Here is a 21,391-nt window from a genome sequence, read left to right on the forward strand (position 1 = left end):
CCATCGCGGACGATCGGGATCTAGACACGCTGAGCTATAGGGCAAGCACGGATCGTAATAGATGGGCATCGCTGCGCGGAACCCCGGCGGCGGCCGCGGCCGCCGCGGGCCGTATCGTGCGGCGCGCCGTCATTCGGAGGAGGAGCCACGTCCATGTACGACCACCAGCAGCCCCAGCAGTCGTGGGGGGCGCCGCAGGGCGGGGGCGCGATCGCGCTGACGCTCAAGTTCCACCCGCTCGCGTTCATGCTGGGCCTGTTCAAGCCGCAGGTGGAGATCGACGGTCACCCGGCCGCGAACGCGTGGGGCCGTACGGTCCTGCCCGTCCCCGCCGGCCAGCACCACGTCCACGTGCACGTGCCGTACCTGTTGCCCTCCCGGGTGGGTGTCGCCGATCTGGGTGTCACCGTCCAGCCCGGCCAGACGGTCGAGCTGGAGTACCGCGCGCCGATGATCGCCTTCATGCGCGGCGCGATGGGCGCTCCGCCGCAGAAGTATCCCGGCATGGGTTTCACCATCGCGATGCTCGTCGTGGTCGCCGTGCTGCTGCTCTGCGTCTGCGGTGGCATCCTCGTCGCCGCGATGAGCGGTGGTGACTCGAGCACCGCGAGCGGGCTGCCGGCCGTGGTGGCCGCCGCATTCACCGGCGGCAATGGGCATTGCTCTGGGTGATCGGGCGGTTGCTTTCCGCGGCTCGCGGATGCGCGGCCCGCGTTGGTAGCATGCCGCCGTTCTAGGAGGTCTCGGTGACGGACAATCGGATGAAGGATCGCGTGAAGGTCATGTTCAACGGGACCCACCCCGAAGGCGCCACGTCGGAGCACGCTCTCATCAACCCCAACGGCCAGGGCGTGCCGTCGGCGCAGGCGTTGCAGGTGCTGACCATGGCGCAGCGCACCGCCGAGGAGCACCTCTCGCGGGCGCAGCACGAGGCCGACAAGATCCGCACCGAGGCGCTCGCCGCGGCCGAGGAGATCGGCCGCGAGGCGCAGATGCACGCCCACAACGTGCGCCGCGAGGCCGAGCAGGTGCTGCTCGACGCCCGGGCCGCCGCCGAGCAGACCGCCCGCGACGCCCAGATGCGCGCCGAGGAGGCCCAGCGCAGCGCCGCCAAGGTGGTGCTGGAGGCGCGCGGCGAGGCGGGCCGGATCACCGCCGACGCCCAGGCCAACGCCGACCAGCTGCGCCTGGCCGCGCAGCAGCGCTACGACGACGTGGTCGGCAGCCTCGGCGCCCGGCGCGAGGCGCTGCAGCAGCAGATCGAGGCCCTGGAACGGTTCGACCGCGAGTACCGCGCCCGGCTGACCGGCTTCATGCAGACCCAGCTGCGCGCGCTCTGGGTCGACCAGCCGCAGGTCGCCGGCGAGCTCCCGCACGAGGAGGAGGCGGCCGTGGTGGCGGAGGTCGTCGAGGACGCCGAGCCGGAGCTGGACGAGGACGAGGCCGCCGGGGACGACGAGGACGTGCGGGCCGGCCGGCACGGCGTTCACGCGTCGCGCGACGAGTAGACCCGCTCCCCGGCGACGTAGGTGATCGCCACCCGGGCCGCGGCGATCTCCTGCGGCGGCCCGGCCAGCGGGTCCCGGTCGAGGACCACCAGGTCCGCGCGGTCACCCGCGCTCAGCGTGCCGCTGTCGTCGAGATGATTCACGTACGCCGACCCCGACGTGTACGCGCGCAGCGCGGTGGCCACGTCCAGCCGCTGCCCGGGCAGGAACGCCGGCCGGTCCTGGCCGGGCAGCACCCGGTTCACCGCCACGTGCACGGCTTGCAGCGGGTCCGGGCTGCTCACCGGCCAGTCGCTGCCCGCGGCCAGGCGCGCGCCGGCGCGGTGCAGGTCCCCGAACGGGTATTGCCACCCGGCCAGCTGCGGGTCGAGGAACGGGATGGTCAGCTCGTCCATCTGCGGCTCGTGCGCGGCCCACAGCGCCTGCAGGTTCGCGGTCGCGCCGAGCGGGCGGAACCGGCGTACGTCCTCCGGGTGGACGACCTGCAGATGCGCGAGGTGCGGACGGGTGTCGCCCGGTCCGTTGGCCGCGCGGGCGGCCGCGACCGCGTCGAGGGCCGCGCGGACCGCCCGGTCGCCCAGCGCGTGGAAGTGCGCCTGGAAGCCGAGCCGGTCCAGCTCGGTCACGTAGCCGGGCAGGGCGGCGAAGTCGATGAAGGACAGCCCGCTGTTGGCCGTCGGGTGCCCGCACGCGTCGCGGTACGGGGCGGTCATCGCGGCGGTGAAGTTCTCGGCGACGCCGTCGAGCATGAACTTGACCGTGCCGCACCGCAGCGGCCCGACGGTGAACCTGTCCCGCTTGTCCACCAGGGAGGGGATCTGCGCGGCGCCGAGCTCGCGGTCCCACCACAGTGCCCCGACGACCGGAGAGACCAGCGTCCCGTCCGTCGCCGCGGTCAGGTAGGCGTCCGAGACGTCCGGGTAGCCGTTGGTGGCGCACAGCATCGCGTCCTGCCACGCGGTCACCCCGAGCGAGTGCAGCAGCCGCTGCGCCCGCAGCAGCCCGGCCAGCCGGTCGGCCGGGGTGGCGGCCGGGACCAGCGCGGCGACGAGCGCCATCGCGCCCTCCTGCAGCCCGCCCGCCGGCTCGCCGCCGGCTTCGCGGTCGATCCGGCCGTCGGCGGGGTCGGGCGTACGGGCGGTGACGCCGGCCAGCTCCAGCGCCCGGCTGTTGACCCACGCCGCGTGGTGGTCGCGGTTCATCAGGAACACCGGACGGCCGGGGACCACCTCGTCGAGCAGGCCCCGGCCGGGTACGCCGCCCGGGAAGCTCTCCATCGACCAGCCGCCCCCGGCGATCCACTCCTGGTCCGGGTGCGCGTCCGCGTACGCCCGGACCCGGCGCAGGTACTCGCCGACGTCGGTCGTGCCGCTGAGGTCGCACTGGCCCAGCTCCAGCCCGCCGAGCACGGCGTGCACGTGCGCGTCCTGGAACCCCGGCAGCAGCAGCCGCCCGCGCAGGTCCACGACCTCCGTACGCGGGCCCGCCAGCTCGCGCACCTCGTCGTGGCCGGTCGCCAGGATCCGGCCGTCGCGCACGAGCAGGGCGCTCGCGTCCGTACCGAATAGCGGCCCGCCGGTGAAGAGCAGATCCATGCCGGCAGCATCGCACGAAGGTGTTGACCTGGAGCGCGCTCCAGGTCCTAGCGTCATCTGCGTGCAGACGATGGAACTGGGGCGCACCGGCGAGCAGGTGAGCGTGCTCGCCCTCGGCGCCATGCAGATGGGAAACGCGACGAACGAGGCCGACTCCGTCCGGATCCTGGACCGCTATCTCGACGTGGGCGGGTCGTTCATCGACACCGCCGACTGCTACGAGTGGTGGGCCCGGCGGGACAGCCGCGGCGGGGAGAGCGAGGAGCTGCTCGGCCGGTGGCTGCGCGCCGGCGGCCGGCGGGACCGGGTCTTCCTCGCCACCAAGGGCAGCGCGCTGCCGCACTACTCGCCGCAGCTGTGGGACGCCGGCGGCACGGCGAACTGGGACCTGGCCCGGCGCACCTTCGCCGGGGCGGGCGCGCAGACCCTGCGGGACGCGCTCGACGGCAGCCTGAGGCGGCTCGGCACCGACCACGTCGACCTCTACTACATCCACGTGGACGACCGGACCACCCCGCTGGAGGAGACCCTCGAGACGCTGGCCGGCTTCGTCCGGGCCGGCAAGGTACGCCACCTGGGCTGGTCGAACGTACGGACGTGGCGGCTCGAGCGCATCCGGCAGCTGTGCGAGCGCAACGGCTGGCCGCTGCCCGTCGCCGTGCAGCAGCAGCACACGTACCTGCGCCCGCGCGGTGGCGTGGACAACGTGTCGATCGTGGGCGCCGAGCAGCTCGACTACCTGCGCGAGCACGACGACCAGACGCTCGTGGCGTACTCGCCGATCCTCAAGGGCGTCTACGACGACGCCGCCAAGCGCGGCGGCCACTGGGCGATGGAGTCGTACGCCGGCCCGGACGCCGAGGCGCGCCTCGCGGTGCTGGCCGAGGTCGCGGGGGAGACCGGCGTGACCCCGAACCAGCTCGTGCTGGCCTGGCTGCTGCACCAGAGCGGCCCGCGGGTGCTGCCGCTGATCGGCCCGCGCACGCCCCGGCAGCTCGAGGACGCCCTGCCGGCGCTGGACGTCAAGCTGACGCCCGAGCAGCTCAGCCGTCTGGACGCTGCCTAGAGCCGCGCGCTAGCCGTGTTTGGACTCGAGTCGTCCCAGCCGGTTGCCGGCTCCCGCCAGATCCGCCCGGACCGCCGCCCACCCGGCGTCGTCCATGCCGAGCGCGTGCCGCAGGTACGCGAGCGTCACCCGCTGGATCAGGGCGACGCGCTCCGGGTCCTCGTCCGTCGTCTCCCGGACCTCGTAGCCGGCGATCCCGCCCAGCGAGTGTTCCGCCCCGAACAGGGTGAGCAGGCTCTTCTCGCCCGGGCTCAGCGCGTACGGGTCGGCGAGCCACTCCGGGCCGCGCACGGACAGCGGGGAGTCGTCCTTGTCGCCGGCCACCACGAGCGCCGGCGTGGTCATGGTGGCGAAGCTCGGGTTCATGAAGGGGAAGTGCTCGGCCGCGTACGGCGACAGGTCGGCGCCGCCCTTTCCGGCCGTGGCGAGCAGCACGCCGGCACTGACCCGCGGATCGGACAGGTCCTCCCCGGCCCCGGCCGGTGGTAGAACGCGCAGGCCCAGCAGGTTGCCCGCCGTCTGGCCGCCGAAGGAGTGCCCCGCCGCGGCGATCCGGCGCCGGTCGATCCGGCCGGCGAGGCCGGGGACGGCGGCCTCCAGCTCGTCGAGCCGGTCGAGGACGAGGCGCAGGTCGTCGACGCGCAGCCGCCAGATCTCCGGGGTACGCGGATCGTCCGGCGGGAGCGCCACCGTCCGGGAGTCGAGGTGGGTCGGCTGGATCACCACGAAGCCGTTCGCCGCCCAGTGGTCGGTCAGGGGCCCGTACCCGTCCAGCGAGGAGCCGTACCCGTGCGAGAAGAGGATGATCGGCAGCTCGGCGCCGTCGGCAGGCGCGGAGACCTTGACGTGCAGGTGCCGGCCCCGGTGGGGCGCGGTCAGGACGATCGGCTTCACCGATACGACGGGCATGGGGACTCCAGTTAAGTGGGACAACGTCCCGCTTAAGATATGGGACACTGTCCCGGTTGGCAATGCGGGAGAGAGGGACGCGGTGTGGTGAGCGACGCGGCGCGTCCCAAGCGGGCGGACGCGCGGCGCAACGAGAAGGCGCTGCTCGACGCCGCGGCCGCGGTGTTCGTCGCGGCGGGCGTGGAAGCGCCGATCCGGGACATCGCGGCCCGCGCCGGCGTCGGGACGGCCACGATCTACCGCCACTTCCCGACCCGGGCGGACCTCATCGTCGCCGTCTACCGGCACCAGGTGGAGACGCTCGCCGCGGAGGGGCCGGCGCTGCTGGCGAGCGGCGTGGCCCCGTACGCCGCCCTGAGCCGCTGGCTCGACCTGTTCGTCGACTTCGTGATCACCAAGCAGGGGCTCGCCACCGTGCTGCAGTCCGACGACCCCTGTTACGACCCGCTGCACTCCTACTTCCTCGACAAACTGGAGCCGGTGTGCACCGGGCTGCTCGATGCCGCGGCCGGGGCGGGGGAGATCCGCTCCGGGCTGGACGCGTACGAGCTCATGCGGGGGATCGGGAGTCTGTGCGCGGGCGCCGGGAGCAGCCGCCGGTACGAACCGCGCCGGCTCGTCGGGCTGCTCGTGGCGGGTCTGCGCCGGCCGGACTGACTACCGCCCCGACACCGCCGTGCGGATGGCGTCGGCGACCACGTCCACCGCAATCGCGCGTACCAGATCAAGGTCTGCCGCCTCGGCCGCCTCGCCCGTGGCGAGCGCGACCACCGCGTCCCCGTCATAGCGCGAGTGCGCCGGATGGATGGCCCGCGCGAAGCCGGTGTGACCGCTCTGCGCCAGCAGGAAACAGTCGTTCTTGGACAGTGCCGCATCCGTCAGGACGACGCCGATCGTGGTGTTCTGCATACCGAACGCGGCAGCGGGCCGCGCGGGCGCCGCGTCGGCGGCGAACAGCGGGTCGCCGCCGGGGCCGAGCACGTCGCCCCAGGCGTTGACGACGACGACCGCCGCCACCCGGGCCGGCCCGGCGTCGCGGACGGCCCAGCCCACGCCGCCCGGGTCGAGCCGGTCGCGCCACTTGCCGGTCGACGCGCCCGTGCCGGCGCCGGCCCGGCCCGTGCCGAACGGCTCGCCGTCCCACGCGGCCCGCGCCGCGGCCCGTCCAGCGGCCGCATCCGGCGGGCCGGCGGTGCGTGGCGGGCCAACGGTGTGCGGGGCGCCGGTCGCGGCCGGCGGGCCGGAGCGGACCGAGGCGTCGAAGATCGACATGCCGATGACGATCGGGACCGGCCCCGCCGGGGTGGGGAAGCCCGCGCCGCGCTCGCGCAGCGCACCCATGACGCCGTCGCCCGCGGCCAGGCCGAACGCCGAACCGCCCGAGAGCACCACCGCGTCCACCCGGTCGACCAGCCGCGTCGGCTCGAGCAGCGCGAACTCGCGGGTCGCCGGCGCGCCCCCGCGGACCTCGCCGGACGCGACGGTGCCCGGCGGCGGGAGGATCACGGTCACGCCGGTGCCGTCGCCGGTCCAGTGCCCGGCGTACGCGGAGAGCAGCTGCGGTGCGGCCACCCTCCGATCATGCCTCAGGGTTTGCGGGCGACGGCCCCGTACTCGTCGACCTCGCGCAGCTCCTCCGGCGTCGCGTCCGGGGCCGGCCGCCACCGCGAGCAGGGCACCAGGCCGGGCTCCACCACCTCGAGGCCCTCGAGGAACGTGGCCAGCTGCTCGGGCGTGCGCAGGTGGTACGACAGCGGGGCGTTCGCGTTCCACACCGCGATCGCCTCCTCGAACGCCGGCCCGTCGAGCACGTTCGTGCCGTCGGCGGTCACCAGGTAGCTGCCCGACGGCAGGCCGGCCAGGAGCCGCCGGACGATCCCGGCCGCCTCGCCCAGGTCGGGCACGTGGCCGAGGATGTTCATGAGGATGAGGCCGACCGGCTGGGACAGGTCCAGCGTGCCGCGCCCGGCCAGCTCGAGGATCCGCTCCGGGTCGTGCAGGTCGGCGTCGAGATACTCAGTGGCGCCCTGCGACGTGCCGGTCAGCAGGGCGCGGGCGTACGCGAGCACCATCGGGTCGTTGTCCACGTACACGATGCGGGCCTGCGGCAGGACGGCCTGCGCGACCTGGTGGGTGTTGTCCACCGTGGGCAGCCCGGTGCCGATGTCGAGCAGCTGGCGGATGCCCCGCTCGCCCACCAGGAACCGCACGGCGCGGGTGAGGAAGCCGCGCGAGCTGCGGGCCACCACCTCGATGTCCGGATAGAACCGGCTGAACTCGTCACCGACCTCCCGGTCGGCGCGGAAATTGTCCTTGCCGCCGAGCCAGTAGTTCCACACCCGCGCGGAGTGCGGCACGGACTCGTCGATCCCGGGGCGCTCGGTGCTCACCCCGCCAACCCTAGGGTCTGCGAGGCGCGGCGTCACTGGCCCGGCGGCAAGAACCGTCCACCATCGACGAGTTGATCAGCGCTGCGCGGCGGCGAGGGCCACGCGGAGCTTGTCCGCGTCGGCCGGGGTGCCGGCCGGGTCGTCGAACGAGCCGTACGGGGCGCCGTACGCCGGGGTGTCCGGCTGGAGCCGCCAGCTGTCGGCGAGCGAGCCGGCGTCGACCGTGTCGTAGCCGAGGGAGTCGAGGAAGGCCGCCACGGCGCGCTTGGCGTCGGCGTCGTCGCCGGCGATCGTCAGCGCGGAGCGGTCCGGCGCGCCGGCGGGGCGGGCGAGGGAGCCGAGGTGGCGGAAGAAGATGTTGTTGAACACCTTGACCACCCGGGCGTCGCCGAGGTGCTTCTGCACGAGCTCGCTGCTGGTGACGGTGTCCGCGTCGAGCTCGGCGAACTGGCCGTCGCGCTGCGGGTAGTAGTTGGTGGTGTCGATGACCACCTTGCCGGCCAGCGGCTCGGCGGGCAGGTCCGGGTACGCCTTGAACGGCACCGTCGCCACCACGAGGTCGCCGGCGGCCGCGGCGTCGGCGGGGCGGGCGGCGCGGGCGCGCGGGCCGAGCTCGCCGGCCAGGTCCTGGAGGGTCTCGGGTCCGCGGGAGTTGCTGAGCACCACGTCGTGGCCGGCGGCGACCGCCAGCCGTGCCACGGTGCCGCCGATGTTCCCGCTGCCGATGAAACCGATCGTCGTCATACCCGCGCCCAACCGCCGGCCGGTCCCGGGGATTCCGCCGTCCGTGGCGGTGTCGCGTGCGCCACGTCGGCGGCCGGCGCGACCGCCTGCCAGAATGGCTGATCATGGAGTGGTGGTGGACGGCGGGCGTCGCGGTGCTGTTCGGGGCCGGGTTCGCGGTCGCCGCGGCGCCGCGGCTGCGGGCGGCCGCGCTGGATCGGCGTACGGCATGGTCGTCGGCGCGGGCCGCGATCGCGACCGCCGCGGTGAGCCGGGACGCCTGCCCGGCCCGCGTCGCCGAGGCGGAGGGACTGCTGACGCGCGCCGAGACGATAGCCGCCGGCCGGGGTGGCGTGGCCGCCGCGCGGCAGGCGGGGGAGCTGGCCCGGCAGGCGGACCGGCTGTGGCGGGCGGCTGTGCATGGCTGACCGCCGCCTGCGCGAGGCGGCGCGGTGGGTCGCGCTGGCCGCCGCCGTCGCCGTTCTGGTGATCTTCGTGGTCGCCCAGCGGCAGAGCGCCGACGTGAGCTACGGCCGATCGCCGTCGACCTCCGCCGGGGTCACCGAGGGTGCCGCGGGGGAGCTGAGCGACGCCACCGTGCCGTCGGCCGAGCAGATGACCGCCATGATCAACAAGACCGACGTGGTCCGGCTGCCCGGTTCGGTCGCGCGGTGGGACGAGGACCGGGTACGCGCCGCGATGGGCGCCGAGCGGATGCGGATCCTGGTCGCGCCGCCGGGTCTCGACAAGGCCGAGCGCGACCGGGTACGCGACGTGCGCGACGCCACCATCCGCGTGATCGGCACCGAGGTGACCGGCGGGGCGTACCAGGCGACGGGGGACTCCCTCGACGACTGGCGCGCCGAGTTCGCCGCCGGTGACGTCACGAACCTGCTCATCACGCTGATCGCGGGTCTGCGGGAGCAACCGCCGCCGGCCGACGCCGACGGTGTGCGGTGGCGCGAGCCGGCCGCGGCCGAGGTCGCGGCGGTGGCGGCGCAGCTGCGGCGTACCGGGCTCTACACCGCCCCGGGAGCCACGCTGACGGAGGTACCCGGCCAGAACGCGTTCCCCGGCCGCGAGCCGCTGTACGTCGCACAGCCCCGCCAGTCCTCCGACGCGCCGCTGGTGCGCTACGGGCCCGCGCTCACCCGGCTGTTCCCGGGCCGGCCGATCGTCGAGCTGCACGGCGACTGGATCGAGTACCACGGCCCGGACGCCGGCGACTTCGCGGAGGTGGCGGCCGCCGGGTTCTACGCGCAGTTCGGCGACCGGCTCAGCCGGTACGCGTACCCGCAGGCCAACGTGCTGGGCGCGTACCTCGGGCGGGTGACCGACGTGCGGTACGCGGGGCTGTTCGACCGGCCGTTGCCGTACCGCCCGGCCGATCCGCTGCGGGTGGCCCTGCCCGTGCTGCCGTGGCTCTTCGTCGCCTGCGTGGGCGTGTTCTTCGCATTGTCGATGCGGTCCCTGCTGCGCCCGCTGCGCCGGCCGCGCGCGCGGCGGGAGCACGGCACACCCGCCCGCCTCGCCGGCTTGACCGCGCTGGCCGTGGAGATGTCCGCGCTCACCGACAGCCGCAGCGAGTCCGCGCTGACCCGGGGCATCACCGCGCTCACCGCAGCCCGGTCCGCGCTCGACGACGACCTGCCCGAGACCCACGTACGCTCGCTGCTCACCGACGCCGAGGCCGACCTGGACCAGGCCGCCCGGCTGCTGCCGTACCCGGGATATCGCCCGGCCGACTACCTGCGGGAGCGGCTCGCATGAGCCGGATCCGCAGGTTCCTGGCCACGCCGTTCGGTCTCGCCGTGCTGGCGTGCCTCGCGCTGGCCGGCTGGGCGCTGTGGTCCGGCGGCGTCCTGGACGGGCCGGACGCCCGCGACGTGCGCACCTCGTCGGTGTACGCGGCGCCCGGCACCGGCCTGGACGAGGCCGCCGCGGAACGGGTCGTCGGCAACCGGCGCCTCGTCGTGCTGCTCCTCGAGCCGGGAGCGGACCTGCGCGCGGGCTGCGACCGGGTCCGGCACGCCGCGGACGGCACGCTCGTGCTGGTCCTGGCCCGCGACGGCGACGAGTACGAGCGGTACGCGTGCACGCTGCTGCCCGGGGTGGACGACGAGAACTTCGGGCGCGCGTTCGTGGCCGAGACGACCATCGGCCGGGGCGTGGACCAGTTCCCGGACCGGCCCCTGGAGGCGCTCAAGGTCGTCGTGGTCAACTACGACACGCTCGTGCGCTCCGGCACGGTGCCCGACGGCGCGCGCACGATCAGCCCGTCCCTGCCGCGCTACCTGGTCGCGGCGGCGGCGGTCCTGGCGGTGCTGGTCGGCTCGGCCGTCGTGTTCGTGGCCGGTCGCCGGGCCGGCCGGCTGGCCGTGGACCGCCGCGACCGCCTCGCCGAGGCCGGCGACGCCAGGACGGCGCTGAGCGCGGCGGCGGCGGTCCTCGCCCAGCAGATCATCGACCTGGACGAGTGGGCCGGCACGGTCGGCAACGACGCGTACCGGCGCCGCTATCGGCGGCTGGTCTCGGACTACACGGCCATCCTCGGCGAGATCGCGACCGCCGACGCGGACCGGGCCGCCGAGCTCACCGCCCGGGTGGAGGCGCTCACCGTCAAGGCCCGCCGGCTCGCCGCCTGACCGGCTGCACAGACGCCGGCACCCCACGCGGGGGTGGTCGCGTGGGGTGCCGCCGGTCCCGGGGGGCGCGGGACGTCGTGGGGTCGTCCGAGGTCAGGAGAAGCGGTCGGCGAGCCAGTTCGCGACCGTGTCCACGGAGGCGAAGACCGCGCCGTCGTGGGTCTCGCCGTCGAGGGTGATGAACTCGACCGGCTGGCGGTACCGGCTGAGGCTGTCCATCAGCGGGCCGGCCGTGATGGCGTACGGGACCGCCTCGTCGGCGGTGCCCTGCACGATGAGGATCGGGGCGCTCGGGGCCGTGCCGCCCGGGTTGCCGTACTGGGCGAGCTTGGTGATCACGGCCTGCGGGACGACGCCGCCCGGCACGAGCTGCTCCGGGGTGAGCGGGGCGTACGCGGCCAGGATCTCGTTGAGGCAGCCGCTCTGCAGCACGCCCGACTTCTGCTTGGCCGGGGCGGCGAGGTAGGTGTCCGGCTTGAAGGTGGGCTCGACCGCGTTGATGCCGTACAGGGCCATGACGAGGTAGCCCTGCCCCGGGGTGCCGGGGATGTCCGGCGCGATCAGGTCGAGGTTGGACGCCGGGGCGATCGTGGCCACGCCGCGGAGCACGAGCGAGCCGTCGTACGAGGGCGCCAGCTGGCCGGCGAAGAGCGCGCCCTGCCCGCCCTGTGAGTGCCCGTCGACGGCGTAGTCGGTGGTCAGCGCCGGGTCGAGGTTCCGGGCCGCCTTGACGCTGTCGATGATGGAGCGGCCCTCGCTGGCGCCGACCAGGTACGGGTGCGCCTCCGGCGTGCCGAGGCCGGGGTAGTCGGGCGCGGCGACCGTCCAGCCCTTGCGGAGCAGCGCGGCGATGGCGGCCCGCGCCTCCGGCCAGAAGACCGTCTGGGCGGCGGACGGCGCGCACTTGTCGGCGAGGCCGGTGGTGCCGTGGCCCCAGGCGACCGTCCGGTTGGTCTTGCCGGTCTTCGGGGTCAGGATCAGCCCGGTCGCCACGGTGGCGGCGCCGGAGACGTTCGTGGTCACGTATGCGATGCGTTTGCCGGTGGCCAGCGGCGCCAATTCCGACGGCAGTGAGGCGGTGCTGGAAAGCAGAACGGTGCCGGGTGCGGTGACCGCGTTCGCCGTGCCGGCGGAGGCGGCGACGGTGCCGAGAACGGCGAGGAGCGTCACCTGGACGGCGGCGGCCCATCTGACGGCGAGTCGCCGCCCGAAAGCATTCCTCATGTATTTCTGCCTTTCCGGAAATGGGCGCGGAGGAACCGCGTGGAAATAGGATGGGAAAGAAGAGCTTCTCAGGCGAGGTGGTCGGCGATGCGGCGCAACGCGGTGATGGTCTCGCGGTCGCGTGCCGGATCGTCCTCGGTGGGCCAGGCGCTGCACTTGACGATGACCACGTCGGCGGCGGGGTCGACGAAGAGGTACTGGCCGTGGACGCCGAGGCCGGTGAACGCGTTGAAGCAGGTCTCGCCGAGGGTCCACCACTGGTTGGCGTACCCGTAGTGGTCGTAGCCGCTGGGGCCGAGCGCGCCGACGGCGAGGTGCGGGGCGTCGGCGCCGCGGCTGCGGCGCACCCAGTCGCCGGGCACGATCTGGCGGTCCCCGGCGACGCCGCCGCGGGCCATCATGAGCCCGACGCGGGCCAGGTCGCGGGCGGTGGCGTTGAACGCGCCGGCGCCGATGGCGGTGCGCGGCTCGGAGCGGCTCAGCCCGTAGTACGCGTCCCGCTCGGCGCCGATGCGGCTCCAGAGCCGGTCGGAGGCGTACGCGGCCAGCGTCAGCCCGGTGGCGGCCTCCAGCACCCAGCCGAGGACCTGGGCGTCGAAGGTGGAGTAGTTGAAGCGCTCCCCGATGCCGGCCGTACGCGGCGCGGCGCGGATGATCCCGGCCACGTCGCCGCCGCTGAGCACGGCCCGCTCGAAGCGCCGGATGAAGCTGTCGGTGCCGTCCCAGGTCTCGAGGTCGCCGACGCCGCTGCTCATGTCGAGCAGGTCGGCGAGGGTGGTGCCCTCGTACGCCGTGCCGAGGAAGTCCGGCCGGTAGTCGGTGACCAGGTCCTTCACGCTGCCGATGGCGCCCTCGGCGAGCGCGATGCCCACCAGGATCGACGTGATCGACTTGGACAGTGAGAACAGCTGCATGCGGACCCGCGGACCGGCGAAGGCGCCGGGGTAGCTCTCGTGGACGATCGCGCCGCGGTGCAGCACCACGAACGCCGTGGTGTACGTGCGCCGGTGCAGGTCGGCGAGGCTGTGGTCGCGATCGTCGAAGCGGTAGGTGAGGTTGAGCGGCAGGTGCTCGACCGGCAGCGGCCGGGCGGTGGCGCCGCGCCGGACCGGCTCGGTCGGGATCAGCCAGTTCATGTGGGTGAAGGTGAACTCGTTGAACGGGCGGCGCATGACCCGATCGCTCTGGCGCTCCCACCACGAGGGCTGCTGGTACGCCGGGAGGACCGGGTGCTCCGTCGTGCTCGTCATGTCATTCCCCGCTGTCGTCGAAGGTACGAGCGGTCGGCCGCGCTGTGTTCGAGACGTCTCGGAAGTGTTCACGCAGGGCTCGCCCGCTGGGTTCAGACACGGGCTCGAGGTAGCTGTTGAGGATGCCGAGCACGGCCATCCCCACCAGGTTGTCGTCGGGCGACTCGCCGATGATCCCGGCGCCGGGGTCGCCGAGGTGGTGCAGGGCGAAGCCCTCGGTGACCGCGGCGAGCATGTACGCCAGCTGGTCGAGGGTCACGCCGGGGCGCAGCTGGAAGCCGCGGGAGGCGAACGTGGACTCGTAGATCTTCTTCCAGGGCTCCAGCGCGCCGGCGTAGCTGTTCGCGATCGCGTCGTGGATGCCGTCGTTGCGGTCGGCCGTGGCCACCATGATCAGCTGGAGCCGGAACAGCGGCATCCGGCAGATCGCCTGCAGCTCGGCGTAGGTCGCGCGGTCGATGGCGTCGACGAAGCTCTCCTCGTCGTCCAGCCAGCCGCGGGTCTCGACCTCCGCGTCGTACTGCGGGTCGTAGCTCATCGCGTGGAACATGAACGTGAGCAGGTCGTTCAGGTAGTCGTCGTGGGTGGCCCAGGTGGCGCGGTAGGGTCCGTCGCCCTTCTGGCGCAGGAACGGCGGCTCGAGGTTCTCCATCTCCTTCGACAGCGCCCGCTCGGTGAGGAAGCGCAGCCCGGACCAGTACTGCTTGCGTCCGTCCGCCTCCGCCGCCCGTTCGCAGGCGCCGAGGTTCTGCTCGATGAGGTTCGCGCCGGCCTTGAGGTACGACGCGACCTTCGGCGAGTTCACCAGCGCCGCCCGGGTCGCCTCGCGGACGCCCTTGACGCGCGTGACGATGCCGGAGAAGTCCTGGTTATACGGGTAAGGCAGATCCTTCTTGCCGAGCGTCATGAACCGATTCTTTGTCCGGTCGCGCCGCGGGGACAAGTGCGCGGGTGCGTAGTACTCGGAGTCTAGGCCTCGGCAATTGTCGACCGGCGCAGATATCGCTTTCCGTAACGCTCCAATTACTCTGAGGAATTGTCAGGCGGCGGTCACGGCGTGCCGCAGGTGTTCGCGGCTGGAGTGATCCGCCACCAGCGTCCCGACGTCCAGGATCAGCGCTATCTCGCCGCTGCCCAGGATCGTCGAGCCGCTGATGCAGCGCAACCGGCTGAACAACACGCCCAGCGGTTTGATCACCGTCTGCAGCTCGCCCAGCAGCGTGTCCACCACCAGGCCCGTACGCTGGCCCGACTGCTCGACGATGACGACGTTCTGCCGCCGCGCCGGCTCGCCCGGTATCCCGAACAGCTCCCGCAGCCGGATGAACGGCAGCACCTCGCCGCGCAGGTTCATGCAGTCGCGCCCGGGCTGGCTGGGCGGCAGCTCCACGCACTCGGTGACCCGGTCGAGCGGCACGATGAACCACGACGAGCCCACCCCGACCAGGAACCCGTCGATGATGGCCAGGGTCAGCGGCAGCCGGATCCGGATCGTGGTGCCGACCCCGCGGGCCGTCTCCACCTCGATGCTGCCGCGCAGCGCGGTGACGTTGCGGCGCACGACATCCATGCCCACGCCGCGGCCGGACAGGTTGGACACCGTCTCGGCGGTGGAGAAGCCGGGCTCGAAGATGAGGTCGTACACCTCGGCGTCGGTCAGCGCCGTACCCGCGGCGACCACCCCGCGCTCCACCGCCTTGTCCAGGATCTTGTCCCGGTTGAGCCCGCGGCCGTCGTCGCCGACCTCGATCACGATGCTGCCCGCGTCGTGGTACGCGTTGAGCCGCAGCGTGCCCTTGGCGGACTTGCCGTACCGCTGTCGCTCGGCCGGCGCCTCGATGCCGTGGTCGAGCGAGTTGCGCACCAGGTGCAGCAGCGGGTCGCTGATCCGCTCGACGAGGGCCTTGTCCATCTCGGCGTCGCCGCCGGTGATCACGAGCGACACCTCCTTGCCCAGCTCCAGGCACACGTCGCGGACCACGCGCTCGAAGCGGCGCAGGGTCGTGCCGATGGGCACCATGCGCAGGGCGAGCGCGCTGTGCCGTACCTCGTCGACCAGCCGCATGACCTCGCTCTGCGCCTCCCCGCCGCCGCCCGCGCGTACCGCGGTGCTGGACTGCGCGATCACCAGCTCGCCGACCAGGTCGATGAGCCGGTCCAGGCGGGCCGCGTCGATGCGGATGGTCTGGGTGTCCTGGGTCCGGGTCTCCGCCGTCTTGCGCTGGCGGTTCAGGGCGGCGTCCACGATGGGCCGCGGGACGATGCCGTGCTCCACCAGGATCTCGCCGATCGGCACCGGCTGGGTGCCGCTGCGCACCGCCTGCTCCTGCTGGATGCGCAGCGCGTCCGCCATCTCCAGCTCGGTGACCGCGCCGCTGCCGATGAGCACGTCACCCAGCCGCTCGCTCTCCGGCATCGCGCGGATCGCGCGCACGTACGCGTCGAACTGCCGCTCGGCCGGCACGATCCGGATGTCGCTGTCCTCGCGGACGAACTCGAAGACGGCCTCGATCTCCTCCTTCGGCGCGCCGGTGCTCAGCTCGACCTCGAACCCGAGGTAACACGTCTCCGGGTCCATCTCCTCGGCGACCGGCAGCGCGTCGTCCTGCGCGGTCACCGCGGTCACCGTGCCGATCGTGGACAGGTAGCGCAGGAACGACAGGGGGTCCATGCCGTTGCGCAGGCTGTCGGGACCGAACCGCAGGGTCAGGAGCCAGGCCCGCTCCTCGGCCTCGGCGTCGTCCCCGGCCGCGTCGGGCCGCCGGGCCGCGGATCCATCGGCGCCGTCCGGAAGGTACGGCTCCAGCCCCGCGAGCAGCCGCGCCCCGTCGGCGGCCTGCGCGGCGTCCGGCTCCAGCCGGCCCGCGGCGAGCCCCTCGATCATCGCCCCGATGTGGTCGGCGCACGGCAGCAGCGTGCTCACCAGCCCGGGCGACACGTCCAGATCCCCTTCGCGTACGGAGCCCAGCACGGTCTCCAGCACGTGCGTGAACCCGACGAGGTGCTGCAGCCCGAACAGCCCGGCCGAGCCCTTGAGGGTGTGCGCGGCGCGGAAGACGGTGTTGACCGTCTCGGCGGCCGAGGGGTGCACCTCGAGCTCGAGAAAGCCCTCCTCGAGCTGTTGCACCAGGTCGCGGGCCTCGGTCACGAAGATGTCGAGCGCCTCGCGCATGTCGTCGTCTGCGGACATCACTCCTCCTCCGCGGCCAGCCCGGCCAGCGCCAGCACCGCCGCGACGTCGCCGCGGGCCGGGCCGAGCTCGAGGGGCACGTTCAGCCGGTCGGCCTCGCGCCGGGCCAGCAGCAGGATCTGCAGCCCGGCCGTGTCGATCTCCTCGACCCCGGCCAGGTCGATCCGCAGGCCGCTGCTGGTCTGCAGCGCGCCGAGCAGCCGCTCCTTCTGCTCGGCGGCCGTGATGATCGTCAGCTCGCCGTCCACGGCCAGGCGGCGCGGTTCCCGGGGCGTCACGGCGCGATCAGCTTCGCCACGGCGCTGAGCATCTGGTCCGGCTGGAACGGCTTGGTCACCCAGGCCTTCGCGCCTGCCGCCTGCGCCTGCCGCTTCTTGTCCTCCTGCGACTCGGTGGTCAGCATGATGATCGGCGTGAACTTGTACGCCGGCAGTTTGCGCGCCTCGGACACGAACGTGATGCCGTCCATGTTGGGCATGTTCACGTCGGAGATGATCAGGTGGATACGCTGCCCGTTCAGCTTCGACAGGGCGTCCTTGCCGTCCACGCCGGCGATCACGTCGTACCCGGCGCCCTTGAGCGCGATCGTGACGACCTGCCGGACCGAGGCCGAGTCGTCGACGATCAGAATGGTCTTCGCCATCGTTCACCCCTAGAAGAACGTGATCTCGGAATCGGACACCGCCGTGCCCGTGCCTGACGTGTGGGCCTCGCGCTCCTCGGCCATGGTGTATTTCGCCGAGAGCTCGTCGAGCACCGCGCGCGGGTCCAGCGGCCGGCCCTCGGCGGCCCGCTCGCCGGCCTCGGCGACGACCACGGGGAAATGGTCGATGCTGTCGCGCAGGTGCTCGAGGATCTGCCCGACCCGATCCTGGAACTGCAGGTTGACCAGCGACTCGCCGATGTCGGAGCGGATCCCCACGGCCGCCTGTTCCAGCTCGGCCGAGGAGTTCTGCAGGCCGGCCAGCACGGTCAGCAGGTCGTCCAGCACCGCCTGCACCTCGGTGTTGGCCTGGGCGACCGCCTGGTCCTCGCGTCCGGCGCTCTCCTGGGCGGAGGTCAGCACCGACTCGATCGCCGAGGCCACGCCGGCCACCTTGGCCGAGATGCGCTCGCTCGTGCTGTGCGAGCGCTCGGCCAGGTCGCGTACCTCCAGGGCCACGACGCCGAACGCCGCGCCCGCCGCGCCCACCCGGGCCGCCTCGATGGCGGCGTTGAGCGCCAGCAGGTTCGTCTGCGCGGCGATCCGGGTGACCTCGCCGGTCATCTGCCGCAGCTCCTCGTTGAGGTCGAGCAGCGTGCGCAGCTCGGCCAGGGACTCCCGGCGCGCGGTCAGCGTGCTGTTGAGGGTGCCGACCACCTCGCCGAGGCGCTGCCGGCTGCGGTCGAACGCGCCGGCGTGGCCGTCGTGCAGCGTGCCGGAGGACGACGCGAGCACGGCGTCGAGGTTGTCGACGATGCCCGCGAACTTCTCCGTCAGCTGCCCGACCGCGGTCTCCATCTGCCCGCGAGAGGACTCGATCTGGGCGGACCAGACGGGCGCCACGGCGCCGGCGAACCCCGCCACGTCGGCGGTCGCCGCCACTGCGGCCGCCGGTTCCCCGCCGCTGCCCGGCGCCGCGCCTCTCGCGCGCCACCACGCGAATCCGTAGCCGCCCGCCGCGCCGGCCAGCAGCGCGACGACGATCCCGAGCGCTTCAGCCATGGTGGTAGATCACCTCCGCTATCGAGCCCAGCGGGCTCTCCCGGTCGACCGCGCCGAGCAGCACGGCCTCCCTCGGCATCCCGTGCACCACGCAGGTCGCCTCGTCCTGGGCCACGGTGTAGGCGCCGGCCCGGCGCATCTCCAGCAGACCGCGGGCGCCGTCGTCGCCCATCCCGGTCATGATCACCCCGATCGCGTGCGGGCCGGCGACCCGTGCGACGGAGCGGAACAGCACGTCCACCGAGGGGCAGTGCCGGTTGACCGGCGGGCCGTCGAAGACGCGTACGGCGTAGCGCGAGTCGGCGTGGCGCAGCTCCATGTGCCGGCCGCCCGGCGCCACCAGCACCTGGCCGGGCAGCACCGGGTCGCCGTCGGCCGCCTCCTTCACGCGTACGCGGCACAGCGCGTCCAGGCGCTCGGCGAACGCGGAGGTGAATTTGGCCGGCATGTGCTGCACGAGCACGACGCCGGGGCAGGCCGGCGGCAGCGCGGGTAGCAGCACCTCGAGGGCCTGCGTACCGCCGGTCGAGGTGCCCACCGCCACGACCCGGTCCGTCACGGTCGGGACGGTGGCCGCCGCCGGGCCGCCGCCGGCCGCGTACGTGAGGGCCGGCTCGCGGACGGGCGCCCGGTCCCGTACGCCGGCAGCCGCGCGGATCGTGGCGACGATGCCGTCGCCGTCCTCCTCCAGGAACCGCTTCAGGCCGGTCGCCGGCTTGGCGATGACCGCGGCGGCGCCCGCCGCGAGGGCCTCCGCGGCGGTCTCGGGCGCCGCGCAGACCACCACCGGCGTGGGGTGTTCGGTCATGATCCGGCGCAGGAAACCGAGCCCGTCCGCCGCCAGGCCCAGCACGATGACGTCCGGCCAGGCCCGCCGCAGGTGCTCGGCGGCGAAGTCCGGGCCCGGCACCGCGGCCAGCACCTCCAGGCCGGGGGAGGACCGCAGCCGGGTGGCCAGCACCTGCCGCACCACGGCGGACTCGTCGACGATCAGCACCCGCGTCATGAGGCCGCCCGATCGCCGAACGGCTCGAGCGCACGCAGCCAGACGTCGCCGGTGGCGAGCTCGAAGATGAGCCGCCGGGATCCCCGCCCGCCCAGCTCGCACCTCGACACCGTGAAGCCGTACCGGGCCAGCAGGTCCAGGCCGGCCCGTGCGTTGTCCCCGGCCACCCCGGCCAGCGGCCCCCCGATGCCGGGGAACTGGTCGGCGCCGCCGAAGACCTTGACGACGTACTCCCACGGCGCCGTCCCGTGCCGGTCGACCTCCTGGCGGAACATCGCGACCGCGTCGACGGCGTAGCGGCCGTCGAGGCGCGGCGCCGTGGCCGCGGGATGGCGGCCCGGCAGCAGGTAGTGGCACATGCCGCCGATACGCCGGCCGGGATGCCAGAGGGTGATCGCCACGCAGGAGCCCAGCAGCGTGTGCAGGCGTACGTCACCGCCGGCGAAGCGGAAGTCGCCGGGGTTGAGGTGCAGGTCGGCCGGCTCAGTCACGCGCGGCTCCCGGGCCGGCGCCGCGTGCGGCGGGCAGCCGGTAGATCGACGGCTCCACCATCGTCAGGTCGCAGGGGATCGCGTTGAGCGACTCGGAGCTGCCGATGATCAGGTGGCCGCCCGGCAGGAGCAGGTCCTGCATGCGGTTCACCAGGTCGCGCTTCGTCGGCAGGTCGAAGTAGATCATGACGTTGCGCAGGAAGATCACGTCGAAGCGGCCGAGCCGGCGGAAATCCTCCATCAGGTTGAGGCAGTGGAACTGCACCCGCTCGCGCAACGGGCGGCAGATCGTCAGCATGCCCTCGAACTCCTCGCGGCCGCGCAGGCAGTACCGGCGCAGCAGGGCCGGAGGGATCCGGCCGGCCGCCTCCAGGGGGTAGAGCGCCCGGCGGGCCACCTCCACGACCCGGGTCGAGATGTCGCTGCCGACGATCTCCCACTGCCCCGGCCGCAGCGACTCGGCCAGCACCATCGCCGTCGTGTACGCCTCCTCGCCGGTCGAGCTGGCGGCGCTCCACAACCGGAACACGCGCCCGGGCTGCCGCGCGGGCAGGATCGAGCGCTGCAGGAAGTCGAAGTGCCGGGGCTCGCGGAAGAAGAACGTCTCGTTGGTGGTCAGCAGGTTGATCATCTGATGCAGCTCGGTCTCGTCGCGGTGGCGCAGCAGCGCGACGTACTCCGCGTACCCGTCGAGCCCGAGCTGGCGGATGCGCTTGTCCAGCCGGCCCGCGACCAGCGCCTCCTTGCCCGGCCCGAGCTTGATGCCGGTGTGCTCGCGCAGCAGCCCGGTGAGGAAGGCGTACTCGTCGGCGGTCATCTGCCGGGTCGCCGCGAACGGCAGCATCACCGCGGCTCCGGTGCGCCGCTGCCCTCGTCGGCGGGCGGCTGCTGCCGGGCGAGGTCGCCCAGGCTGACCATGTCGCTGATCGACAGCACCCGGCTGACGTCCAGCACGATCAGGAAGTCGTCGGCGCGCTTGGCCATGCCGCTGATGTAGTCGGCGCGGATGCCGGCGCCGAACGCCGGCGCCGGCTCCATGTCGCCGTCGTCGAGCGTCACGACCTTGTTGACGGCGTCGACGAGCACGCCGATGTCCTGGCCGTCCTGCTCCGTGGCGGCCGCGCCGGGATCGGCCTCCTCGCCGGCGATCGCCGTCTCCCGGATGTGCACGATGATGATCGTCGTGCGGCGGCGCACCGTCGTGGTGCCGCGGCCGAAACGGATCGCCAGGTCGATGACGGGTACGGCCCGGCCGCGCAGATTGATCACGCCCCGGATGAAGTCGGGCATCATCGGCACCACGGTGAGGCTGCGGTACTCGAGGATCTCCTTGACGTGGAAGATGTCCAGCGCGTACGACTCACCGTTGAGCGTGAACGTCAGATAACGGGCCGGCTCGGTGACCGCCGTGGCGGTACGCGCGCCCGCGCCCGACGTCTGAGAATTGTTCGTCACCGTCGGTTCCTCCACGCCCGCCCGACCACTTCTGCGCTTTCATTCGAGCAGACCTCTCACGCTTTCCGCAGGACCTCAGCCAGTTGCACCCGTCTGTTCCCGGCGTCCTTTTCCGGACCCCGTGCGCATATCCGCGACGGCATTGCGAGATGGCTTCCGATTCGCCGTTCACGCCGCTCGAGCGCCGATAAGCTGGGGCCGTCGGGGCCCCGGCGGCCGGAGGGCGCGCGGTGG

General features: G+C 73.3%; 23 protein-coding genes. 7 read left to right on the forward strand and 16 right to left on the reverse strand.

The window, feature by feature from the left end; all coding sequences use genetic code 11:
* The first annotated feature begins 153 nt into the window (after nucleotides 1-153).
* Together AB0K03_RS01385 and AB0K03_RS01390 are read left to right on the forward strand one after the other, a co-directional pair.
* Nucleotides 154-672 carry a hypothetical protein gene (locus tag AB0K03_RS01385; RefSeq protein ID WP_364678798.1) on the forward strand — a complete coding sequence of 173 codons (519 nt, stop codon included), beginning with the start codon at nucleotides 154-156 and terminating at the stop codon, nucleotides 670-672.
* Between the two features lie 74 nt (nucleotides 673-746).
* Nucleotides 747-1,508, forward strand: a complete 762-nt coding sequence (locus tag AB0K03_RS01390) for a hypothetical protein (protein WP_364678800.1) — start codon at nucleotides 747-749, stop codon at nucleotides 1,506-1,508.
* Here the strand turns inward: AB0K03_RS01390 and AB0K03_RS01395 are convergent.
* Nucleotides 1,487-3,103 (reverse strand): amidohydrolase, encoded by a 1,617-nt coding sequence (locus AB0K03_RS01395; protein ID WP_364678802.1) that lies wholly within the window; start codon nucleotides 3,101-3,103, stop codon nucleotides 1,487-1,489. The two genes, AB0K03_RS01390 and AB0K03_RS01395, sit on opposite strands and share 22 nt — an antisense overlap.
* A gap of 70 nt (nucleotides 3,104-3,173) precedes the next feature.
* On the opposite strand from AB0K03_RS01395, the gene AB0K03_RS01400 reads away from it, so the two are divergent.
* Nucleotides 3,174-4,169, forward strand: coding sequence for an aldo/keto reductase (locus AB0K03_RS01400; RefSeq protein ID WP_364679386.1), 996 nt, complete (start codon nucleotides 3,174-3,176; stop codon nucleotides 4,167-4,169).
* A gap of 9 nt (nucleotides 4,170-4,178) precedes the next feature.
* Here the strand turns inward: AB0K03_RS01400 and AB0K03_RS01405 are convergent, their stop codons facing one another.
* Nucleotides 4,179-5,078, reverse strand: coding sequence for a chlorophyllase/cutinase-like alpha/beta fold protein (locus AB0K03_RS01405; RefSeq protein ID WP_364678805.1), 900 nt, complete (start codon nucleotides 5,076-5,078; stop codon nucleotides 4,179-4,181).
* A gap of 39 nt (nucleotides 5,079-5,117) precedes the next feature.
* On the opposite strand from AB0K03_RS01405, the gene AB0K03_RS01410 reads away from it, so the two are divergent.
* Complete coding sequence (locus AB0K03_RS01410) at nucleotides 5,118-5,735, forward strand: TetR/AcrR family transcriptional regulator (RefSeq protein ID WP_364678807.1); 618 nt, start codon at nucleotides 5,118-5,120, stop codon at nucleotides 5,733-5,735.
* Here AB0K03_RS01410 and AB0K03_RS01415 read toward each other — a convergent pair whose 3' ends face one another.
* The 3 genes from AB0K03_RS01415 to AB0K03_RS01425 form a co-directional block, all read right to left on the reverse strand.
* Entirely contained in the window at nucleotides 5,736-6,650 is a 915-nt protein-coding gene (locus AB0K03_RS01415) for a P1 family peptidase (protein ID WP_364678810.1), read from the reverse strand.
* Nucleotides 6,651-6,664: 14 nt separating this feature from the next.
* Nucleotides 6,665-7,468, reverse strand: coding sequence for an SAM-dependent methyltransferase (locus AB0K03_RS01420; RefSeq protein WP_364678812.1), 804 nt, complete (start codon nucleotides 7,466-7,468; stop codon nucleotides 6,665-6,667).
* A gap of 75 nt (nucleotides 7,469-7,543) precedes the next feature.
* The gene (locus AB0K03_RS01425; protein ID WP_364678815.1) at nucleotides 7,544-8,212 is read right to left on the reverse strand and encodes an NAD(P)-binding domain-containing protein; all 669 of its coding nucleotides are present in this window, start codon (nucleotides 8,210-8,212) and stop codon (nucleotides 7,544-7,546) included.
* Nucleotides 8,213-8,316: 104 nt separating this feature from the next.
* Here AB0K03_RS01425 and AB0K03_RS01430 point away from each other — a divergent pair, with 104 nt between their 5' ends.
* From AB0K03_RS01430 to AB0K03_RS01440, 3 genes are read left to right on the forward strand one after another with little or no spacing between them, the layout of a single operon-like run.
* The gene (locus AB0K03_RS01430) at nucleotides 8,317-8,619 is read left to right on the forward strand and encodes a DUF6403 family protein (protein WP_364678818.1); all 303 of its coding nucleotides are present in this window, start codon (nucleotides 8,317-8,319) and stop codon (nucleotides 8,617-8,619) included.
* Nucleotides 8,612-9,961 carry a hypothetical protein gene (locus AB0K03_RS01435; protein WP_364678820.1) on the forward strand — a complete coding sequence of 450 codons (1,350 nt, stop codon included), beginning with the start codon at nucleotides 8,612-8,614 and terminating at the stop codon, nucleotides 9,959-9,961. The genes AB0K03_RS01430 and AB0K03_RS01435 overlap by 8 nt, the downstream gene beginning before the upstream one ends.
* Nucleotides 9,958-10,836 carry a hypothetical protein gene (locus tag AB0K03_RS01440; protein ID WP_364678822.1) on the forward strand — a complete coding sequence of 293 codons (879 nt, stop codon included), beginning with the start codon at nucleotides 9,958-9,960 and terminating at the stop codon, nucleotides 10,834-10,836. Before AB0K03_RS01435 ends, AB0K03_RS01440 begins: the two co-directional genes overlap by 4 nt.
* 93 nt (nucleotides 10,837-10,929) lie before the next feature.
* Here AB0K03_RS01440 and AB0K03_RS01445 read toward each other — a convergent pair whose 3' ends face one another.
* The 11 genes from AB0K03_RS01445 to AB0K03_RS01495 all read right to left on the reverse strand — a co-directional run bounded on the left by AB0K03_RS01445 (nucleotide 10,930) and on the right by AB0K03_RS01495 (nucleotide 21,157).
* Nucleotides 10,930-12,060, reverse strand: coding sequence for an alpha/beta fold hydrolase (locus AB0K03_RS01445; protein WP_364678825.1), 1,131 nt, complete (start codon nucleotides 12,058-12,060; stop codon nucleotides 10,930-10,932).
* A gap of 68 nt (nucleotides 12,061-12,128) precedes the next feature.
* A complete protein-coding gene (locus AB0K03_RS01450; protein WP_364678828.1) occupies nucleotides 12,129-13,310 on the reverse strand; it encodes a serine hydrolase in 1,182 nt (393 codons plus the stop codon).
* A 1-nt stretch (nucleotide 13,311) separates the two neighbouring features.
* Entirely contained in the window at nucleotides 13,312-14,217 is a 906-nt protein-coding gene (locus AB0K03_RS01455; protein WP_364678831.1) for a hypothetical protein, read from the reverse strand.
* A 132-nt stretch (nucleotides 14,218-14,349) separates the two neighbouring features.
* Nucleotides 14,350-16,500 (reverse strand): chemotaxis protein CheA, encoded by a 2,151-nt coding sequence (locus AB0K03_RS01460; protein ID WP_364678833.1) that lies wholly within the window; start codon nucleotides 16,498-16,500, stop codon nucleotides 14,350-14,352.
* Nucleotides 16,500-16,778, reverse strand: coding sequence for an STAS domain-containing protein (locus AB0K03_RS01465; RefSeq protein WP_364678836.1), 279 nt, complete (start codon nucleotides 16,776-16,778; stop codon nucleotides 16,500-16,502). The genes AB0K03_RS01460 and AB0K03_RS01465 overlap by 1 nt, the downstream gene beginning before the upstream one ends.
* Nucleotides 16,775-17,143, reverse strand: coding sequence for a response regulator (locus AB0K03_RS01470; RefSeq protein WP_364678838.1), 369 nt, complete (start codon nucleotides 17,141-17,143; stop codon nucleotides 16,775-16,777). Before AB0K03_RS01470 ends, AB0K03_RS01465 begins: the two co-directional genes overlap by 4 nt.
* A 9-nt stretch (nucleotides 17,144-17,152) precedes the next feature.
* Nucleotides 17,153-18,205 (reverse strand): methyl-accepting chemotaxis protein, encoded by a 1,053-nt coding sequence (locus tag AB0K03_RS01475; protein ID WP_364678841.1) that lies wholly within the window; start codon nucleotides 18,203-18,205, stop codon nucleotides 17,153-17,155.
* Nucleotides 18,198-19,211: a chemotaxis-specific protein-glutamate methyltransferase CheB gene (gene cheB / locus AB0K03_RS01480; protein ID WP_364678844.1), complete on the reverse strand. Its 1,014-nt coding sequence runs from the start codon at nucleotides 19,209-19,211 to the stop codon at nucleotides 18,198-18,200. Before cheB ends, AB0K03_RS01475 begins: the two co-directional genes overlap by 8 nt.
* The gene (locus tag AB0K03_RS01485; protein ID WP_364678845.1) at nucleotides 19,208-19,702 is read right to left on the reverse strand and encodes a chemotaxis protein CheD; all 495 of its coding nucleotides are present in this window, start codon (nucleotides 19,700-19,702) and stop codon (nucleotides 19,208-19,210) included. Before AB0K03_RS01485 ends, cheB begins: the two co-directional genes overlap by 4 nt.
* Nucleotides 19,695-20,546 carry a CheR family methyltransferase gene (locus tag AB0K03_RS01490; protein ID WP_364679388.1) on the reverse strand — a complete coding sequence of 284 codons (852 nt, stop codon included), beginning with the start codon at nucleotides 20,544-20,546 and terminating at the stop codon, nucleotides 19,695-19,697. Before AB0K03_RS01490 ends, AB0K03_RS01485 begins: the two co-directional genes overlap by 8 nt.
* Nucleotides 20,546-21,157: a chemotaxis protein CheW gene (locus tag AB0K03_RS01495; RefSeq protein WP_364678847.1), complete on the reverse strand. Its 612-nt coding sequence runs from the start codon at nucleotides 21,155-21,157 to the stop codon at nucleotides 20,546-20,548. The genes AB0K03_RS01490 and AB0K03_RS01495 overlap by 1 nt, the downstream gene beginning before the upstream one ends.
* Nucleotides 21,158-21,391: the final 234 nt, after the last annotated feature.

The sequence above is a fragment of the Actinoplanes sp. NPDC049316 genome, from assembly GCF_040677315.1.
Classification (GTDB): Bacteria; Actinomycetota; Actinomycetes; order Mycobacteriales; family Micromonosporaceae; genus Actinoplanes.

Coding starts and splice junctions, on each gene's coding strand:
- AB0K03_RS01475 (WP_364678841.1), bottom strand. CDS start 18,205: ATGGCTGAAGCGCTCGGGATCGTCGTCGCGCTGCTGGCCGGCGCGGCG.
- AB0K03_RS01430 (WP_364678818.1), top strand. CDS start 8,317: ATGGAGTGGTGGTGGACGGCGGGCGTCGCGGTGCTGTTCGGGGCCGGG.
- AB0K03_RS01445 (WP_364678825.1), bottom strand. CDS start 12,060: ATGAGGAATGCTTTCGGGCGGCGACTCGCCGTCAGATGGGCCGCCGCC.
- AB0K03_RS01440 (WP_364678822.1), top strand. CDS start 9,958: ATGAGCCGGATCCGCAGGTTCCTGGCCACGCCGTTCGGTCTCGCCGTG.
- AB0K03_RS01455 (WP_364678831.1), bottom strand. CDS start 14,217: ATGACGCTCGGCAAGAAGGATCTGCCTTACCCGTATAACCAGGACTTC.
- AB0K03_RS01385 (WP_364678798.1), top strand. CDS start 154: ATGTACGACCACCAGCAGCCCCAGCAGTCGTGGGGGGCGCCGCAGGGC.
- AB0K03_RS01490 (WP_364679388.1), bottom strand. CDS start 20,546: ATGCTGCCGTTCGCGGCGACCCGGCAGATGACCGCCGACGAGTACGCC.
- AB0K03_RS01470 (WP_364678838.1), bottom strand. CDS start 17,143: ATGGCGAAGACCATTCTGATCGTCGACGACTCGGCCTCGGTCCGGCAG.
- AB0K03_RS01405 (WP_364678805.1), bottom strand. CDS start 5,078: ATGCCCGTCGTATCGGTGAAGCCGATCGTCCTGACCGCGCCCCACCGG.
- AB0K03_RS01425 (WP_364678815.1), bottom strand. CDS start 8,212: ATGACGACGATCGGTTTCATCGGCAGCGGGAACATCGGCGGCACCGTG.
- AB0K03_RS01410 (WP_364678807.1), top strand. CDS start 5,118: ATGGGACACTGTCCCGGTTGGCAATGCGGGAGAGAGGGACGCGGTGTG.
- AB0K03_RS01395 (WP_364678802.1), bottom strand. CDS start 3,103: ATGGATCTGCTCTTCACCGGCGGGCCGCTATTCGGTACGGACGCGAGC.
- AB0K03_RS01450 (WP_364678828.1), bottom strand. CDS start 13,310: ATGACGAGCACGACGGAGCACCCGGTCCTCCCGGCGTACCAGCAGCCC.
- AB0K03_RS01400 (WP_364679386.1), top strand. CDS start 3,174: ATGGAACTGGGGCGCACCGGCGAGCAGGTGAGCGTGCTCGCCCTCGGC.
- AB0K03_RS01435 (WP_364678820.1), top strand. CDS start 8,612: ATGGCTGACCGCCGCCTGCGCGAGGCGGCGCGGTGGGTCGCGCTGGCC.
- cheB (WP_364678844.1), bottom strand. CDS start 19,211: ATGACGCGGGTGCTGATCGTCGACGAGTCCGCCGTGGTGCGGCAGGTG.
- AB0K03_RS01460 (WP_364678833.1), bottom strand. CDS start 16,500: ATGTCCGCAGACGACGACATGCGCGAGGCGCTCGACATCTTCGTGACC.